Genomic DNA, 15,668 nt, shown 5'->3' with positions numbered 1-15,668 from the left:
GGCAGCGCAAGACCCTCCCAAATCATAGCGACAAGACGGCAGCAGGGAGCCGGCTTGAACGGGGGCTTCCCAATGACAGTGCGCACGTTGATCCGCTCGTATCTTCTCGCGACGGCCGGATTCGGCGGCCTCATGGTAGCAGGCGGCGCCGCGGCCCAGACCGCGCCCGCGCCGTCGTCACCGATCCTCACGCTCGCGCCCGCACAGCCGGTAATAGTCCGCCCCGGTCCTGTCTCGGCGGACAAGCCGGTGCAGACGCTGAGCGGTACGCTCACCCCCTATGTCGGCAACATTCGGACCTTTACGGGCGATCTTGATCCGCTGGTCGGTAATATCCGCACCTTCAGCGGCGATCTGAGCCCCTATATCGGCAACATCCGCACCTTCGGCGGCACCGTCGACCCATATGTGGGCAATATCCGCACCTTCTGGGGCGACCTGGCGCCTGCGATGGGCGATCTCGATCCGATGATCGGCAACATCCGGACTTTCTCCGACGCGTACGTTACCACCAGCAAGGATACGCTGGGCTATTGGCTGAACCTGTCGGGTACTGCCTCGGCCACTGACCTGTCGACGCTCGTCACCAAGATCAACGGCATCATCGGGCAGTCCAAGGACGCATGGGGCACGGCCGTTCAGAAGCAGACCGGCAAGACCTTCGAGGCCGGGTTCGTCACGCCGATGCTGGCGAAATGGGGCCTCGATCTGACCAACCCTGCCTCGCTGACCTCGGTCGACGCCTATACGCGGCAGATGTTCTTCATCGACTGGTACGACCAGCTCAACCAATATTCGGGCATGGATCACACCGACTGGTGGATGCAGACGATCAACTGGTCGCCCGCCATCACCAAGACGATCGGCGAGGGCAAGCGCTCGATCGTCGGCCTGCTCGACTTCACCGTAACGGGCGAAGGCACCAGCAACATCACCAAATATAGCGGCATCTCGGACTTCTCGAACGGCCACGGCGCCGCGGTCGCGAGCCTGATCATCGCCGCGCACGACGGCAAGGGCGTGATGGGCATCGCGCCGATGGCCTCGGTCGTCGCCTACAATCCGTTCGACAGCTCGGGCACCGCCAACTGGACCGATGTAAAGAACGGCGTGCTGATGATCGCGCAGAACAATGCGAGCATCGTCAACATGTCGCTCGGCGAACCCGGCAAGACGTTGCCGCAGGGCTGGAACGACGTATTCGGTGATCCGGATGTCGCCGCCTATGCCAAGAAGACGATCTTCGTCATCGCGGCGGGCAATGACGGAAGCACCCAGACCCAGAACATCCAGTGGGACAAGGCCAATCCCTACATGATCGTGGTCGGCTCGGTCGGACCGACGGGCACGATTTCCGACTTCTCCAACCGGCCGGGCAATGCCTGCCTCGTCGATGCCAAGGGCACCTGCGCGCCCGACATGAAGCTGATGAACCGCTTCATCACCGGGCCGGGCGAGATGATCCTGGTGTCGGACGGACAGGGCGGCGTGACGCGCGCGTCGGGCACCTCGTTCGCCGCGCCGCTGGTCACCGGGACGATTGCGCTGCTCCACGATCGCTGGCCCTGGCTGTCCAACTACCCCAAGGAGACGGTCGACATCATCCTGAAGTCGGCGCGCGATGCCGGTGCGCCCGGCGTCGATCCCGTCTACGGCGTGGGCATACTCGACGTCACCGCTGCCCTGTCGCCGCTGAGCTTCGACGGGCTGAAATGGTATCAGTACGACGCAAAGGGCAACATCGTCGCCACCCAGGTCGCCAAGATCCGTGATCCCAAGGAGCAGGCCAAGTGGGAAGCGGCCGGCATGTTCTTCTATGCCTATGAAGACGTCGGCGCGACCTTCCGCGACTTCGCCATCCCGGTATCGAGCAAGCTCACCGATGCGACGGCGATGTCGCTGACCGGCTCGAACGAATATCTGCAGAGCTATATCTACAGCCGCTTCATCGCCTGGGCGACCACCAAGGGCGGCCCGGGCACGAAGGGGCCTGGCGCGTTCAGCGGCTTCGCGTTCTCCGCGCCGATTTCCAACAAGGGCGGCCTGCAGCTTTCCATGGCGGTTGCGCCGCGCATCCGCATGCTCGGTTTCTACCAGAGCCAGCTACCCTATCAGACGGCGGTGCGCCTGGTCACCCCGGGCGAGCGCGTCGCCTTCACCTTCGGCGACGGCGATGGTGCGCCCCAGCTCGGCGGCGGCAGCTTCGCGCTTCCATCGGATTTCGACCCCAATATCGGCGGTGCGAACCCGCTGATGGGCTTCGCTTCCGGCGGCGGCTACCTCCAGACCAGCGTGAAGCTGAGCGATCACTGGACGATTTCCAGCGGGCTCACGCAGCGCAAACTACGCCGCGATCTCCGCCAGATGGACACGCTCACGGCCTTTGCCTTAGGTGCCATCGATCCCTATCGCGCCGGTGCGCAGACCGTGGCGGTGCGCTACGGTGCCGACAGCGGTTCGCTGAGCGCGAGCTATACCCGGCTGCGCGAATCCAAGGCGATGCTCGGCATCGAATCCGCCGACCCCTATGATTTCGCACGCGGCAGCATCAGCGACGGCGTCACGCTGGGCGCGGACCTGGCGCTGACGCCGACGCTGGCGCTCGCCGCCACCGGCACCGTCGGTCGTACGCGCGCGGCGGGGGCGGCCACGATCACCCCGGCCGGCGGCGGGCTGGTCAGCACCGCCTTCCAGTTCGGCCTGACGAAGAGCGAATTGCTCGGCAAAACCGACCTGTTCCGCATGACGCTAGCGCAGCCGATGCACCTCGAACGGGCGAGCGTCGACCTGACCACGGTGCAGGTCGTCGATCGACAGACCGGCGAGTTGGGGCCGCTCACCCAGCGGTTCAATCTCGGGGTTCCCGGACGGCAATATGTCGGCGAGGCGATGTATGGGCGAACCATGCTGGACGGCGCGGCGCAGGTGAGCATCTTCGGCCGCGCGACGTTCAATGGTGCGCAGACGCAAGCCTTGCCGCGCCTAACGGGCGGCGCGGCGTTCCGCATGAACTTCTGAGCCAGTGCTGCCGGCTGTGCCCCGGGAGGCGCAGCCGGCATGGTTGGACATGCCTTAACCTTTTCGCCCTAAAATGTTCTGGCTAAGGGAGATTTGGCCAGATGCGACGTGTGGAAGGCCTGTGTCTGCTGGCGCTCGCGATCGCGACGCCTGCGGTTGCCCAGATGCCATCGGCGCCGGCGAAGGCGGCAAAGGCCGCCCTCGCGCGGTTCGATCAGGACGTCGCCGCCGCCAAAACCGCGATGATGGCGGACCCGAGCCAGGCCCTTGGGCTGGCTGAAAAGGCGCTGGTTCGCGCGCGTGCGCTTGCGGCTTCGCCGGAGGCGGAGCGCGCCGTCGCGACGGCCGAATGGCTGAAGGGCGAGGCCTATATCCGGATCAGCGAGCCGGCCAAGGCGCGGCCGATCATCGATGCAGCGCTCGCCCGCATCGCGGTGCATGGCCCCAATACCAAGCTGCAGGGCGATCTGATGCGCTCGCGCGGCGCGATCGCAGCCACTTCTGGCAATATCGTGGAGGCGCTGCAGGACTATCAGCGCGCACACGACATTTTCCGCGCCGCTCGCGAAGTCCGCAGCCAAGCCATCGCGCTGCAGGACATCGGGCAGATCTATTCGGACGCGGGCGATTATCCGCGCGCGCTCGACTATTACTCGCAGGCGGGTGAGCTCTACTCGGCCGATCCGGGCTTCCGCCTGAGTACTTATAACAACCGCGCGGAGGTGTTGCGCCTGCTCGGTCGCTACGATCAGGCGGAGCTCGACTATCGGAATGCGCTGAAGAGCGCGCGCGAACTCGGAAGCCCGCTGCTGCAGATTCAGATCCTTGCCAATCTGGCGAGCGCGGAGACCGAACGCCGCAAGTTCGCTGCGGCGGGTCAGGCCGTTGCGGACGCGCTGCGGCTTTCCCGCTCCGACGAGGCGGCATCGATGCGCCCGGTGGCCTTTGCCGCGGCGGCCAAGCTGAAGGCGGCGCACGGGGATTATGGCGCCGCCGCGGCGCTGCTGCGCACGACCTTCGCCGGAGTCGACCTCACCACCACGCCCATGCCGGACAAGGAGTTCCACGCCACCGCGGCGGAAGTGTTCGAGAAGCTCGGCGATCCGGCGATGGCGCTCCAGCATCTCAAGGCGTTCGAGCGCCTCGACAAGGAGGCGAGCCGGCTCACGGCCTCGGCCGCGTCGCAGTTGATGGCCGCGCGCTTCGATTTCCAGAACCAGAAGCAGAAGATCTTCGAGCGCGACGCCCGTATTCACCAGCAGCAGGCCGAGTTCCGCACCAAGCTTCTCCTTGGCTTGGTCGCGGCAGCGACGATCGTGCTGGTGCTGCTGCTGATCAGCGCGCTGCGGATCCGCAAGAGCCGCAATGAAACGCGCGCGGCCAACGTCGTGCTGAACCAGACCAACACGGCGCTGGAGAAGGCGCTGAGGGCCAAGACCGAATTCCTGGCCACGACCAGCCACGAGATTCGCACCCCCCTTAACGGCATTCTCGGCATGACGCAGATCCTGCTGACAAATCCTCGTCTCGATGTCGAAGCGCGCGAGCAGGTGCAGGTAGTGTTCGGCGCCGGCGAGGCGATGCGCGCGCTGGTCGACGATATCCTCGACGTCGCAAAGATGGAGACAGGGGAGATCGCCGTCGCGCAGGAAGACGTGGCGTTCCGGGCGATGCTGGAGGACGCGGCACGGCTGTGGAGCGGGCATGCCGCCGCCAAGGGCATCGCGCTGCACCTCGACATCGCGGACACACCGGTGCGCATCCTGTCCGACAATGCGCGGCTTCGCCAGATCATCGGCAATCTGCTGTCGAACGCCGTCAAGTTCACGCCTGCCGGCACCGTGACGCTGCGCGCCAGCGTCGCGGGCAACCCGGAAATCCTCGTCGTCGAGGTGGAAGACACCGGCATCGGTATCCCGGCGGATCATCTCGACCGCGTGTTCGAAGCCTTCCACCAGGTGGACGGCGGCCTGAACCGCCAGTTCAGCGGCACCGGCCTTGGCCTCTCCATTTGCGTGAAGCTGGCGTGTGCGCTGGGCGGTACGCTGGACGTCGTGAGCGCGCTGGGGGAGGGATCACGCTTCACGCTGCGCGTGCCGCTGAAGCGCGTAGTTGCCGGGAACGAAGCGCCGCCTGAGGGCGGACGTCCCGCCAGCCTGGCGGGAGCGCGGCTTGTGCTGGTCGAGGCCAACCCGCTGACGCAGGGCATGATGCGCGGACTGCTCGAACCCGTCACGGCCGTGGTCGACTGCCTGCCCGATGGAGACAGCGCGATCGCGGCGGTCCGCGCGGGCACGGTGGATCACCTGCTCGTCGAGGCGCGATCGGCGACGGTCGAAGGTCGGCCGCCGCTCGATTCGGTGCGCGCGCTGGTTGGCGCGTGTCGAGAGGCCGAACTGCCAATCAGCCTCCTGTTCGCGCCGGGCGACGACCTGCCGTTCGACGAGATGGCGCGGCTGGGTGCGACGCAATTGATCGTCAAGCCCGTCGGCGCAGTCCAACTGATCGCCGCGCTGCAAGGCGTGTATACGGAGGGAGCACCGCAGGACGCACCGTTGCGGATGGCTTCAGCATCCTAATCAACTATTTACGCCCCGCTGCTAGGCAGGTTTGCTCCAGGGAGCGTGCCATGCAGATTCTGTTCGTCGAAGACGACCCCATGAACCGCCGCGTCGTGAAGGACATGCTGCGCGTTGTGGGGGCGCATATGGAGGAGGCCGCGGATGCGGAGACCGGCCTCCAGATGATCGCCGATGGTGATTACAGCATCGTCCTGATGGACCTGCGCATGCCCGGCATGGACGGGCTCACCGCCATCCAGCATCTGCGCGCCACGCCGGGGGAGAAGGCTGCGCTGCCGGTCATCGTCGTCACGGCCGACGCCGCCGCCGATCTTCGAGAAAGGTGCATGGCTGCAGGTGCCGACGAGGTGATCATGAAACCTGTCGCGATGACCGCGCTGCTCAACGCGATGGGCCGAATGCTAACCAAGCACGGGACCGACGGAGTGGTGCTGAGCTGATCTGTCGAATGCGCTCGGCTCGTTCCTGTTGCACGTGAACGCGCCGGACGTGGACGACACGGGCTGGACGTGCTTCGGGTCAATGGAATTCGCTTTCGCCGGTGGGCGTGGGGCGACGGGAGCCTTGGGGAAGTTGGCAATTTGAACGTGGGCTTGCGAAACAACGTGCGGATGTTCGGATCTGGTGAATCGGCGATCCTGTTCGCGCACGGCTATGGCTGTGACCAGACGATGTGGCGCCATGTCGCGCCTGCGTTCGAGCACATGCACCGCGTGATTTTGTTCGATCATGTAGGTGCCGGCGGTTCCGATCTCGCTGCCTGGAATCCTGCCAAGTATCAATCGCTGCATGGCTATGCCGAAGACGTGGTCGAGATCGGCTCGAGCTTGGGTCTTCGGGACGCGATCTTCGTCGGTCACTCCGTAAGCGCGATGATCGGCATCCTGGCCGCGAAAATGGCACCTGGCATGTTCACCAAGCTGGTTCTCGTCGGCCCGTCCCCGCGGTACATCAACGATGGAGAGTATTTTGGCGGGTTCGAGGCGACCGAGATCGATCGGCTGATGGCGCTTTCGGAGGAGGATTTCCGCGATTGGTCCATTCAGGTGGCCTCACTCGCGATCGGAAATCCCGAACGTTCGGAGTTGGTCGAGGAACTTGCTGCGAGCTTCTGTCGCGCCGATCCGGCTATTGCCAGGCACTTCGCCCATGTAACATTCTCGTCGGACAACCGCCGGGACCTCGAGGCGGTGCCGGCAAAGGTGCTGATCCTGCAATGCTCGAATGACGCGATAGCACCCGAAGTAGTTGGGCGGTATGTTCAAGCGCGCATTGCCGGCAGCGATTTCGTCCGATTGCGTGCGACTGGCCACTGCCCCAATCTCAGTGCGCCCGAGGAAACGATCAGCGCGATCCGCGCTTGGCTCGACAGTGAGCGGGCGGTAAATGCTTAACACCGTGCGGGGGTGAGCGGCCTTGCCCTACTATTGGCCCGTTGCTGGATTGGCAGGTTTTGTCAGGACCTGCCATTCCCCGCTGATGCCCTGAAGGACTGCAAAGTCCCAGCCTCCGACATCCCCGCTGACTAACATCCGGCCGAGTGTGCCCGCTTTTCGGCTGTTGGAAAGGGCAAGGTGAAACGGTGGGGCCAGGAGAGTATCTCGACGGCTCGTGACGGTTCACGATGCAGGAATCGCCGTGTTCGTTGGTGTTTGCGGTGCCGTTTGCCTGCGGGCCGAACAGCAGGTGCCTATTTCTTGAGAGTATCCAGCCATTCGGCGATGGCGGATTCGCGCCACCCCATGCAGCGAGTGCTGATCCGGGTGTTGTGGGGGAAAGTGCCGGCTTCCATTTTGCGGTAGAGGGTGGAACGGGTCAGGCCGGTGCGTTCGAGCACGGTCTTGATCCGGAGAATACGGTCATGGGATTGGGGCTGGTTCTGCATTGCTATCACCTCGCATCATTTGAGGGTTGGTGGAGCGCTCCGGGGCAAGGTTGCGCCGAGTGGCGGGTCGGGGAAAGAGCCTGATTGGGGTCAGAAGGGGCCTCTTTGGTGCCAATCGAACCCTGGGGCGGTCCGCGCAAAAGCAATTGAAGGGCTTGAATCATATCAGGGCGTCTCACGCCTTCGGCGTGACTGCGCTCGCACGCCGCTGGCGCGGCGCCGAGTCGGCTTGGCCGTCTCGGCCCTTCGGGTATTGATCGCGGACGCAGGCGCCGATCCTGCGGATCGGCGGCCGGCAGGTGCCGGCAGCGGAACGCGGGTGCGGTGCGCGCGCCGGCGCACGCCTTCGGCGACACCAGGGCGCGCGAGGTGTTGGTGCCCGCGTGGCACACTTACCCGGGCGGGAGGCGCGGGCGGCGGCTGGCGCACGTGCTGGCGCGCGCACGCCGCCCGTGCGGCCCACCCGGTTGCAAGGGTGCGTTCTTGTCCGGGCGCCGGTGGCGCCCGGCAGCGCGGTCGCGCTGACAGGATGGTCGCCGCGCGGGTGCGCGGCGGCATTGATGCGCCGGCACGCGGAAAGGACGGGGGGAGCGTCGCTCGCCTCTAGTCCTGCCGCGGCATGCCGCAAGCCGGGCGGTGCCCGGCTCCTCCACGTTGTTTCGGCCTTCGGTGCGGCCTGCCTCTGACGGCAGGACTGCCGGTTCGCTCCTGCCGCTCCCCCCGCCCTTCCGGCGCCGGTTGCGGTGTTTTGAAAAGGAGCAGGACGATGGGTGTTGGACACGAGAACCGGGCGAGCCTCTATGCCGAGGTGACGGGACGGGTGATTGCCGAACTGGAGCGGGGACGGCTGCCCTGGGTGCAGCCCTGGGATGCGGCGGTATGTGGATGTGCGATGCCGGCCAATGCGGTGACCGGGCGGCGCTATTCGGGGATCAATGTGCTGATCCTCTGGGCGGCGGTGATCGAGGGACGCTATGCCTCGCAGCGCTGGTTGACCTACGCCCAAGCGCAGGCGGCGGGCGGGAGCGTCCGGCGCGGGGAGCGGGGGACGACGATCTGCTATGCGGATCGCTTCACCCCGAAGGACGAGGCCGAGCGGGCGCGGGACGAGGACCGCGAGGCGCGGCAGCTGGCGTTTCTCAAGCGGTTCACCGTGTTCAACGTCGACCAGTGCGAGGGGCTACCCGAGCGGCTGACCGCGATGGAGCAGGGCGAGCCGGTGGCGGAGGCGGACCGCATTCCCGCCGCGCATGCCCTTATGGAAGCGTGCGGCGCCGATATTCGGATCGGGGGTGGAGAAGCCTACTACAGCCCGTCGGGAGACTATGTCGCGGTGCCGCCGCAGCTCGCCTTTTACGATCGGATCAACTGGTACCGCACCGTGCTGCATGAGCTGGGGCACTGGACCGGCCATCGTTCTCGGCTGGGACGGGACCAGTCGGGCGCATTCGGCAGCGCGCCTTACAGTCGGGAAGAGCTGGTCGCGGAGATGGCAAGCGCGTTCACCTGTGCGTCGCTGGCGATCCAGCCTACGGTGCGGCACGCCGATTATGTCGGCAGCTGGCTGGCAGTGCTGCGCGAGGACGAGAAGGCGATCCTCCGGGCAGCGAGCGCTGCCAGCAAGGCGGCGGATTACCTGCTCGGGTTCGTCTCGGACGAGGAGGCGGGGCAATGATGCGCTGGCTTCGCCTGCGGCGCATGCGCCGTGCCTTCCGCGCAATGCCCGAGCGCGACCGGGCAATCTTCGGATCGGTGAGGTTCGACGATTTGGATTACATCGAAACGGCCCAGCGGCATGGCTGCACGGTGGCCGAGGTGGAACAGACCGTCGCCCGCGTGCTGATCGCGCTCGGTCGGGCGGAGCGGGGCGAACAGCCATGAGCGATGCCACACCTCGCCCGGTCAAATCGGGCGAGGTGTACGCCGCGGCATCAGCGCGTTAGGATCGATCCATGAGGACTAGCCTCGACCATCTTCCCCCAGCCAAGCAGCGCGAGCTGGAGCGTGTCGTCCAGATCCTGTTCGAGGAGTTCGGCGACGCGATTGCCATCGCCACGTCGGACTGGAAGAAGCAGGCGCGCATCCTCAAGGTCATCCTGTACGGTAGCTAGGCGCGTGGTGGTTGGGTCGACGAGCCGCATACCGCCAAGGGCTATCAGTCGGACTTCGACCTTCTGGTAATCGTCAACAAGGACAAGCTCACCGATCGGGTGGAGTTCTGGGCGACCGCCGAGGAACGGCTCAATCGCGAGCTGGCGATCACCAAGACGCTGCGCACCCCGGTCAATTTCATCGTGCACACCCTGCAGGAAGTGAACGATGGGCTGGCGCATGGCCGCTACTTCTTCATGGACGTCGCCCGAGATGGCATAGCGCTGTACGAGAACGAACCAAGCGAGCTGCATCAGCCCAAGCCGAAGACGCCGCCGCAGGCGCTAGCGATGGCGCGGGAATATTTCGTCGAATGGTTTCCGAGTGCAGTGGCCCTCAAAGAGGGGGCAGATTTTTACATCAGCAAACAACGTCCGAAGGAGGCCGCGTTTTCGCTGCACCAGGCGGCAGAGCGCCTCTACCACTGCGTCTTGCTGGTCTGCACGTTCTACACGCCGCACACCCACAACCTTGGCTTTCTCCGCACGCAAGCCGAACGGATTGATCCGCGCCTGATCGACGCTTGGCCACGGGACCAGCGCGTCGACCGTTCCCGGTTCGAGAAGCTGAAGGAAGCCTATGTGAAGGCGCGCTATTCGAAGCATTATCGGATCAGCGCCGAGGAACTGGCGTGGCTTGGCGAGCGCGTCGAAGTGCTGGGGCAGGCGGTGCAGGTGATCTGCGAAGAGCGTATTGCCGCGCTGGAGCAAGCTGCCGCCGCATGATCGTCGCGCGCCGAGGCTTCGAGCCTCGGCGCGCGATTGAGTTCAGGTGGCCGGTGCCGCCTTCGCGCGCGGCTTGCGCGCCGGCTTCGGGGCAGGTGCTTCGGCAGGCGCGTTGCGTGCTGCGCGGCCCTTCGCTCCCAGGCCGATCTTGTGCGCCATCGCGCGGCGCTGCTCTGAATAGGTCGGCGCCACCATCGGATAATTAGCCTTCAGATTGTAGCGCGCGCGATATTCCTCGGGCGTCAGTCCGTGCGTGCTCAGATGCCGGCGCAGGGTGCGATAGGGCTTGCCGTCGATCAGCGAGATGATGTGGTCCTTCGAGGCCAGCGATTTGCGGACCGAGACGGCCGGCGTGAATTCTTCCGAGGCAGGTTCTTCGCTCGCAACTTCCGCGCTCGCGACGCCCCCTGAAAGTTCAATCACATCTGCATGCATCTTCCGCAGAAACGTGGAGACGTCGTCCATCGTCGCGCGATTGTTCGGGTTCGACAACCAGGCAATGGTGAGGTCGCTTGCGAGTTCAACGGGGTCGGTATTGCTCTGCTCAGACATTCTGCGTCCCTGCTCCTTGTTTTGCGGCATGCTGCCGACAACAGGATTATAGGAGCGTACGTACTCCGTCTGCTAAAATATGTTGGAAGATGCAGCGAGATTACTCATTCTGCAGCTGCTCGAACGCGCGACGTCCACGTCTTCGCCATAACGTCAGCGCCTGATCGCGTTCTTCGCTTTTGAGCGTGGCCGCGGCATCGATCATCACACCGAACAATACGGCGCGATCGTCGTCGGTGAGTTCGACCAATCCGGCTTTCGCAACTAGGCCGCCGAGTTCGATCAGCTGACGGGTTCGTTCGCGGCGTGTCACCATCCATTCTCGCGTATCATTCCGCGCGCGCTGCGCCTCCGCTCGGTGCCGCGCCGCTGTCAGCTGCCGCAGCCGATGCCGCACGCGCACGAGCGCCGCCGCGAGCTTTTCCCTGCTGCTGAAAGAAGGCCGCGCCACGCTGGCGCCAGTCCTCCCGCACGATCATGTCGGACGCGCTGACAATGGCGAGCAGTGCGCCCGCCAGTTGCTCGACCGGCAGCGCATCGGCACCCGTCGCAACGACCAGTTCGCCGAGCTGCTGGAGCTTGGCCTGTTTGAGCTGTCGCGCCTTGCTGTCGAGCGCCTTCAGCTCCGAATCGAAGTCACGTGGCTTGCGCATCGAATCCTCCGCAGTTGATGAATGATGTTTGGTGATTTAGGAACTGCATCGATCAACGCAAATGTCGTGAAACATCTTGGGATGTTCACGTCGCGAAAAAGATTAAATCTTTTGAGGGCGCGCTTATACGTCGTGCCGACGTCGCTTGTTTGGTGTAAATGGATTGCCGCTATGGCGATCTACCATTTCTCGGCCAAGATCATCAGCCGCGCCAGCGGATCGTCGGCGCTCGCCGCTGCTGCCTATCGCTCCGCCTCGCGGCTGCACGACCAGCGGTTGGATCGGCACCACGACTTCTCGAACAAGGCCGGCGTCGTGCATTCCGAAGTGCTGCTGCCGGAGGGAGCGCCGGAGCATCTCGCCGATCGCGAGAAACTGTGGAATGCGGTCGAGGCCGTCGAACTGCGCAAGGACGCGCAACTCGCCCGCGAGATTGAATTCGCTATCCCACGCGAGCTGAACCAGGCGGAAGGCATTCGGCTGGCGCGGGAGTTCGTCCAGGCCGAGTTTGTGAACCGCGGCATGGTCGCCGATCTCAATGTCCATTGGGATATCGGCGCTGATGGCGAGGCCAAGCCCCACGCGCATGTCATGCTCGCCTTGCGGGAGGTGGATGGCGAGGGTTTCGGCAAGAAGAACCGCGACTGGAATCGTACCGACCTTCTCGAGACATGGCGCGAGCGCTGGGCCGGGCACGTCAATGCGCGGCTGGCCGAACTGGATATCGACGCGCGGGTCGATCACCGCAGCCATGAAGCGCAGGGCATCGAGCTGGAGCCGCAGCACAAGATCGGCCCGGCGGCGGCGCGGATGGCCGAGCAGGGGCTCGCTTCCGAGCGGCTAGAAGAGCATCACGAGATCGCGCGCGCCAATGGTGAGAAGCTGCTCGCCAACCCGGCGCTGGCGCTCGACGCGATCACCCATACCCAGGCGACCTTCACCAAGCGCGATCTGGCGATGTTCGTGCATCGCCACAGCGAAGGGAAAGAGCAGTTCGACCAGGTGATGGCGGCGGTGCGCGCGTCACCTGAACTGGTGAAGCTCGGCAAGGACGGATGCGGCGAAGACCGCTTCACCAGCCGTGACATGATCGAGACCGAAGCGCGGCTGGAGCGCGCGACCGTGATGCTCGATGCCCGTCGCGGCCATGGCATGGACGAGCCGCATCGCAAGCTCGCCCTGGCGCGCGCCGAGATGCGCGGGCTGGTTCTGTCGAGCGAGCAGCGCAGTGCCTTTGACCACGTCACCAGCGGCAAGGATCTGAGCGTGGTCGTCGGCTATGCCGGTACCGGCAAATCGGCAATGCTCGGCGTTGCCCGCGAAGCATGGGAAAGCGCCGGCTATCAGGTGCAGGGCTTGGCGCTGTCCGGCATCGCTGCGGAAAATCTGGAAAGCGGCTCGGGCATCGCGTCGCGCACCATCGCCAGCATCGAGCATCAATGGGAGCAGGGTCGCGAGCTGCTGACCGACAGATCCATCCTCGTCATCGACGAAGCTGGCATGATCGGCACTCGCCAGATGGAGCGGGTGATTGCCGAAGCTGAGAAGCGCCACGCCAAGGTGGTGCTGGTCGGCGATCCCGAGCAGTTGCAGGCGATCGAAGCGGGGGCGGCGTTTCGGTCGGTCGCCGAGCGGCATGGCGCCATCGAGATCACCGACATTCGCCGGCAGCGCGAGGACTGGCAGCGGCTGGCGACGCGCCAGCTTGCCACCGGCCGCACCGCCGAAGCGCTGGAAGCCTATGCAGGGGCCGGCATGGTCGCCGACTCGGAGACCCGAGTCGAGGCGCGAACGGCGCTCATCGCGCGCTGGGACCGAGAGCGGATCGCCGATGCGGGTGCGTCACGCATGATTCTCACCCACACCAACCAAGAATGCGATGAACTGAATGCGCTGGCCCGGGATGCGATGAAACGCAGTGGGGCATTAGATACTGATATTGCTGTCGAAACCACCCGCGGAGAACGCTTGTTCGGCGCAGGGGACAGGGTCATGTTCCTGCGCAACGAACGCAGCCTCGGTGTGAAGAATGGCAGCCTCGGTACCATCGAACAGGTCGATCATGCCCGCATGGCGGTGCGGCTCGACGATGGTCGTCAGGTCGCCTTCGACCACAAGAACTATGGCGACGTCGCCTATGGCTATGCCGCCACGATCCACAAGGCGCAGGGTGTCACCGTCGACCGCGTGCACGTGCTGGCGACGCCGGGGCTCGACCGTCACGCTGCTTATGTCGCGCTGTCGCGGCACCGCGATGCGGTGCAGCTTCATTATGGCCGCGATGATTTCGCCGACCAGGGCAAGCTGGCCCGCGCCCTGTCGCGCGACCGGCCGAAGGATAATGCCCTCGACTATGATGGTGCCGCCGAGCGCTTCGCCGCCCGGCGCGGCGTCGAGCGGTCGCGCATCCTCGACACGCTTGCTAAAGAGCCACTCGCCGAACCGGAACGCAGCGCGCCTGCACCAGCACGGCGCCGCGGCATGTTCGACGGGTTGCGGCTATCTATCCCCGAGCCGGAACGGGCACCAACCAAGCTGCGCTTCGATGGGCTCAAGCTGTCGGTGCCGGCGGCTGCGCCCGAGGCATCCGCAACGCAGAAGCTGGAGCGGGCGGTCGAAGGCTATGCACGTGCCGTGCAGGATGCAGGTCGTATGACCGGCCAGGGCCGTACGCCGCTCGAAGTTCAGAAGGCGGCACTTGCGCGCGCCGCCGACGCCGTCAACGCGCTGCATCCCCACGGCACCCGCGATCTCGACATGGCGTTCGAGCGGACGCCGGGTCTGGTCAGCGAAGCGGCCAATGGTCGTACCGCCAACGCCATTCGCCAGATGCAGCTGGAAGCGGAGGTGCGCAACAACCCTGAGCTGCGCGCTGACCGGTTTGTCCAGGCCTGGCAGCAGCTTCAGGCTCGGCGGGGCAATCTGAGCGGGTGGGAGAATGAAGAGAAGCGCGCCGGTGTCGAAAACGCCATGCGCTCGATGGCGAAGGGGCTGGAGAAAGACCCGGCGCTAGGCGCCGCGCTCAGCCGCAGAGGCAGTCAGCTGTTCGGGCGGCAGTGGTCGCCTGAATGGACACCGGGCAGCTGTGATGGCGGTGTCAGCCGGGCACTCGGCGATGACGCCCGCACGCGCTCGATCATCCGTCAGCTTACCTTCTCGATCGATCGCGATCGCGGCCTTGGGATTGGAATGTAGCCATGGGTATCCACGAACCTCCCGTAGAAGTGGACCAGACGGTCCAGGCGTTCAACGACATGTCGCGCAAGCTTGCCGGGCTGACCGCAGCGGTCGACGGCTTCGCCGCGCGACAGCAGGAGCTGCATGCGCGTGACTATGGGCCTGACCTGGAGAAGATCCGTGACGGCTACGACAAGGTTTGCGGTGCGATCAACGTCCTCGCCAAGCGACCGGCGATGACATTGACGCCGCAGGAGGTCGCCAAGCAGATTGAAGCAGCTGGGACGCGGGGGCGTGCAGACGATCATCGGGCGTGGACTGGCGCCAGCCATGCGCTTGTCGGTACAGTACAGGAGCTGAAGGGGATGGTCGAGTCGGCCCATTCCGCAGAGACCCAGCAGCTGTGGATCGCGGGCGCGGCGGCTTTGGCACTATTGGTGGGCTTCGCCTTTGGCACTGTCGTTCCATCGGTAGTCGCTCAACTCGCGCCCGAGAGCTGGCATTGGCCAGAGGAACGGGCTGTAGCAATGCTCAGGCGCACACCTTGGGACGCGGGCATGCGGCTCATGCAGGTTGCCGATCCGCAGCAGGCGCGGGTACTGGCCGACGCCGCTCGGCTCGCGAAGGACAATGCGGATGTGCTTACAGGATGCCGCAAACGTGCAGAGCAGCTCAGTGCTCCAATAAAGTGCTCCATCGAGATCCACCAAGCAAAGATCGATTGACGCGGGTGGGGCCGCTTCTGGCTGTAAGCAGGCAGGCGGCTTCTGGGTGAGAGAACGCGAAAGCGGACATAAGCGTGCGGCGCCCCGTCGAGTATCGGAATATCGCATGGCCTACGTCGCTGCGCGCTCATCTATCGAGAGGCTTGGGAAATTTGGCCCACGCCGGCTTCACCCTTTTTAGGCCTCGGTTGTGCATCGCT

12 protein-coding genes and 1 pseudogene are annotated in these 15,668 nt (G+C 65.0%); 9 read left to right on the top strand and 4 right to left on the bottom strand.

Annotated features, from left to right (window positions below; all coding sequences use genetic code 11):
• Positions 1–72 precede the first annotated feature (72 nt).
• The 4 genes from CA234_RS03690 to CA234_RS03675 all read left to right on the top strand — a co-directional run bounded on the left by CA234_RS03690 (position 73) and on the right by CA234_RS03675 (position 6,994).
• A complete protein-coding gene (locus tag CA234_RS03690; protein WP_126000930.1) occupies positions 73–3,018 on the top strand; it encodes a S8 family peptidase in 2,946 nt (981 codons plus the stop codon).
• Between the two features lie 101 nt (positions 3,019–3,119).
• Complete coding sequence (locus tag CA234_RS03685; protein WP_126000929.1) at positions 3,120–5,597, top strand: ATP-binding protein; 2,478 nt, start codon at positions 3,120–3,122, stop codon at positions 5,595–5,597.
• Between the two features lie 50 nt (positions 5,598–5,647).
• Positions 5,648–6,040 (top strand): response regulator, encoded by a 393-nt coding sequence (locus tag CA234_RS03680; RefSeq protein WP_126000928.1) that lies wholly within the window; start codon positions 5,648–5,650, stop codon positions 6,038–6,040.
• 147 nt (positions 6,041–6,187) lie between these two features.
• The gene (locus CA234_RS03675; RefSeq protein ID WP_241213234.1) at positions 6,188–6,994 is read left to right on the top strand and encodes an alpha/beta hydrolase; all 807 of its coding nucleotides are present in this window, start codon (positions 6,188–6,190) and stop codon (positions 6,992–6,994) included.
• A 296-nt stretch (positions 6,995–7,290) separates the two neighbouring features.
• On the opposite strand, the gene CA234_RS03670 is transcribed toward CA234_RS03675, so the two are convergent.
• Positions 7,291–7,485, bottom strand: coding sequence for an AlpA family phage regulatory protein (locus tag CA234_RS03670; RefSeq protein WP_126000927.1), 195 nt, complete (start codon positions 7,483–7,485; stop codon positions 7,291–7,293).
• A gap of 766 nt (positions 7,486–8,251) precedes the next feature.
• Here CA234_RS03670 and CA234_RS03665 point away from each other — a divergent pair.
• From CA234_RS03665 to CA234_RS03655, 3 genes and pseudogenes are all read left to right on the top strand, one after another.
• Complete coding sequence (locus CA234_RS03665; protein ID WP_126000926.1) at positions 8,252–9,160, top strand: zincin-like metallopeptidase domain-containing protein; 909 nt, start codon at positions 8,252–8,254, stop codon at positions 9,158–9,160.
• Positions 9,157–9,366 (top strand): sigma factor-like helix-turn-helix DNA-binding protein, encoded by a 210-nt coding sequence (locus CA234_RS03660; RefSeq protein ID WP_126000925.1) that lies wholly within the window; start codon positions 9,157–9,159, stop codon positions 9,364–9,366. The genes CA234_RS03665 and CA234_RS03660 overlap by 4 nt, the downstream gene beginning before the upstream one ends.
• 71 nt (positions 9,367–9,437) lie before the next feature.
• A pseudogene (locus CA234_RS03655) lies at positions 9,438–10,361 on the top strand (nucleotidyltransferase).
• 42 nt (positions 10,362–10,403) lie between these two features.
• Here CA234_RS03655 and CA234_RS03650 read toward each other — a convergent pair.
• The 3 genes from CA234_RS03650 to CA234_RS03640 form a co-directional block, all read right to left on the bottom strand.
• Complete coding sequence (locus CA234_RS03650) at positions 10,404–10,913, bottom strand: MucR family transcriptional regulator (RefSeq protein WP_126000924.1); 510 nt, start codon at positions 10,911–10,913, stop codon at positions 10,404–10,406.
• 100 nt (positions 10,914–11,013) lie between these two features.
• A complete protein-coding gene (locus CA234_RS03645; protein ID WP_164521704.1) occupies positions 11,014–11,229 on the bottom strand; it encodes a conjugal transfer protein TraD in 216 nt (71 codons plus the stop codon).
• 13 nt (positions 11,230–11,242) lie between these two features.
• A complete protein-coding gene (locus CA234_RS03640; RefSeq protein WP_126000923.1) occupies positions 11,243–11,566 on the bottom strand; it encodes a conjugal transfer protein TraD in 324 nt (107 codons plus the stop codon).
• A gap of 171 nt (positions 11,567–11,737) precedes the next feature.
• Here CA234_RS03640 and traA point away from each other — a divergent pair, with 171 nt between their 5' ends.
• On the top strand, positions 11,738–14,761 hold the full coding sequence (gene traA / locus CA234_RS03635) for a Ti-type conjugative transfer relaxase TraA (RefSeq protein WP_126000922.1): 3,024 nt from the start codon (positions 11,738–11,740) through the stop codon (positions 14,759–14,761).
• Positions 14,762–14,763: 2 nt separating this feature from the next.
• Positions 14,764–15,468, top strand: coding sequence for a DUF6118 family protein (locus tag CA234_RS03630; RefSeq protein WP_126000921.1), 705 nt, complete (start codon positions 14,764–14,766; stop codon positions 15,466–15,468).
• Positions 15,469–15,668 lie beyond the last annotated feature (200 nt).

This window comes from Sphingomonas sp. ABOLE, assembly GCF_003950455.1.
In the GTDB taxonomy this organism is placed as follows: domain Bacteria; phylum Pseudomonadota; class Alphaproteobacteria; order Sphingomonadales; family Sphingomonadaceae; genus Sphingomonas; species Sphingomonas trueperi.
Note: the sequence above shows the minus strand (reverse complement) of the source record. Positions and strands in the feature narration are given on the sequence as shown.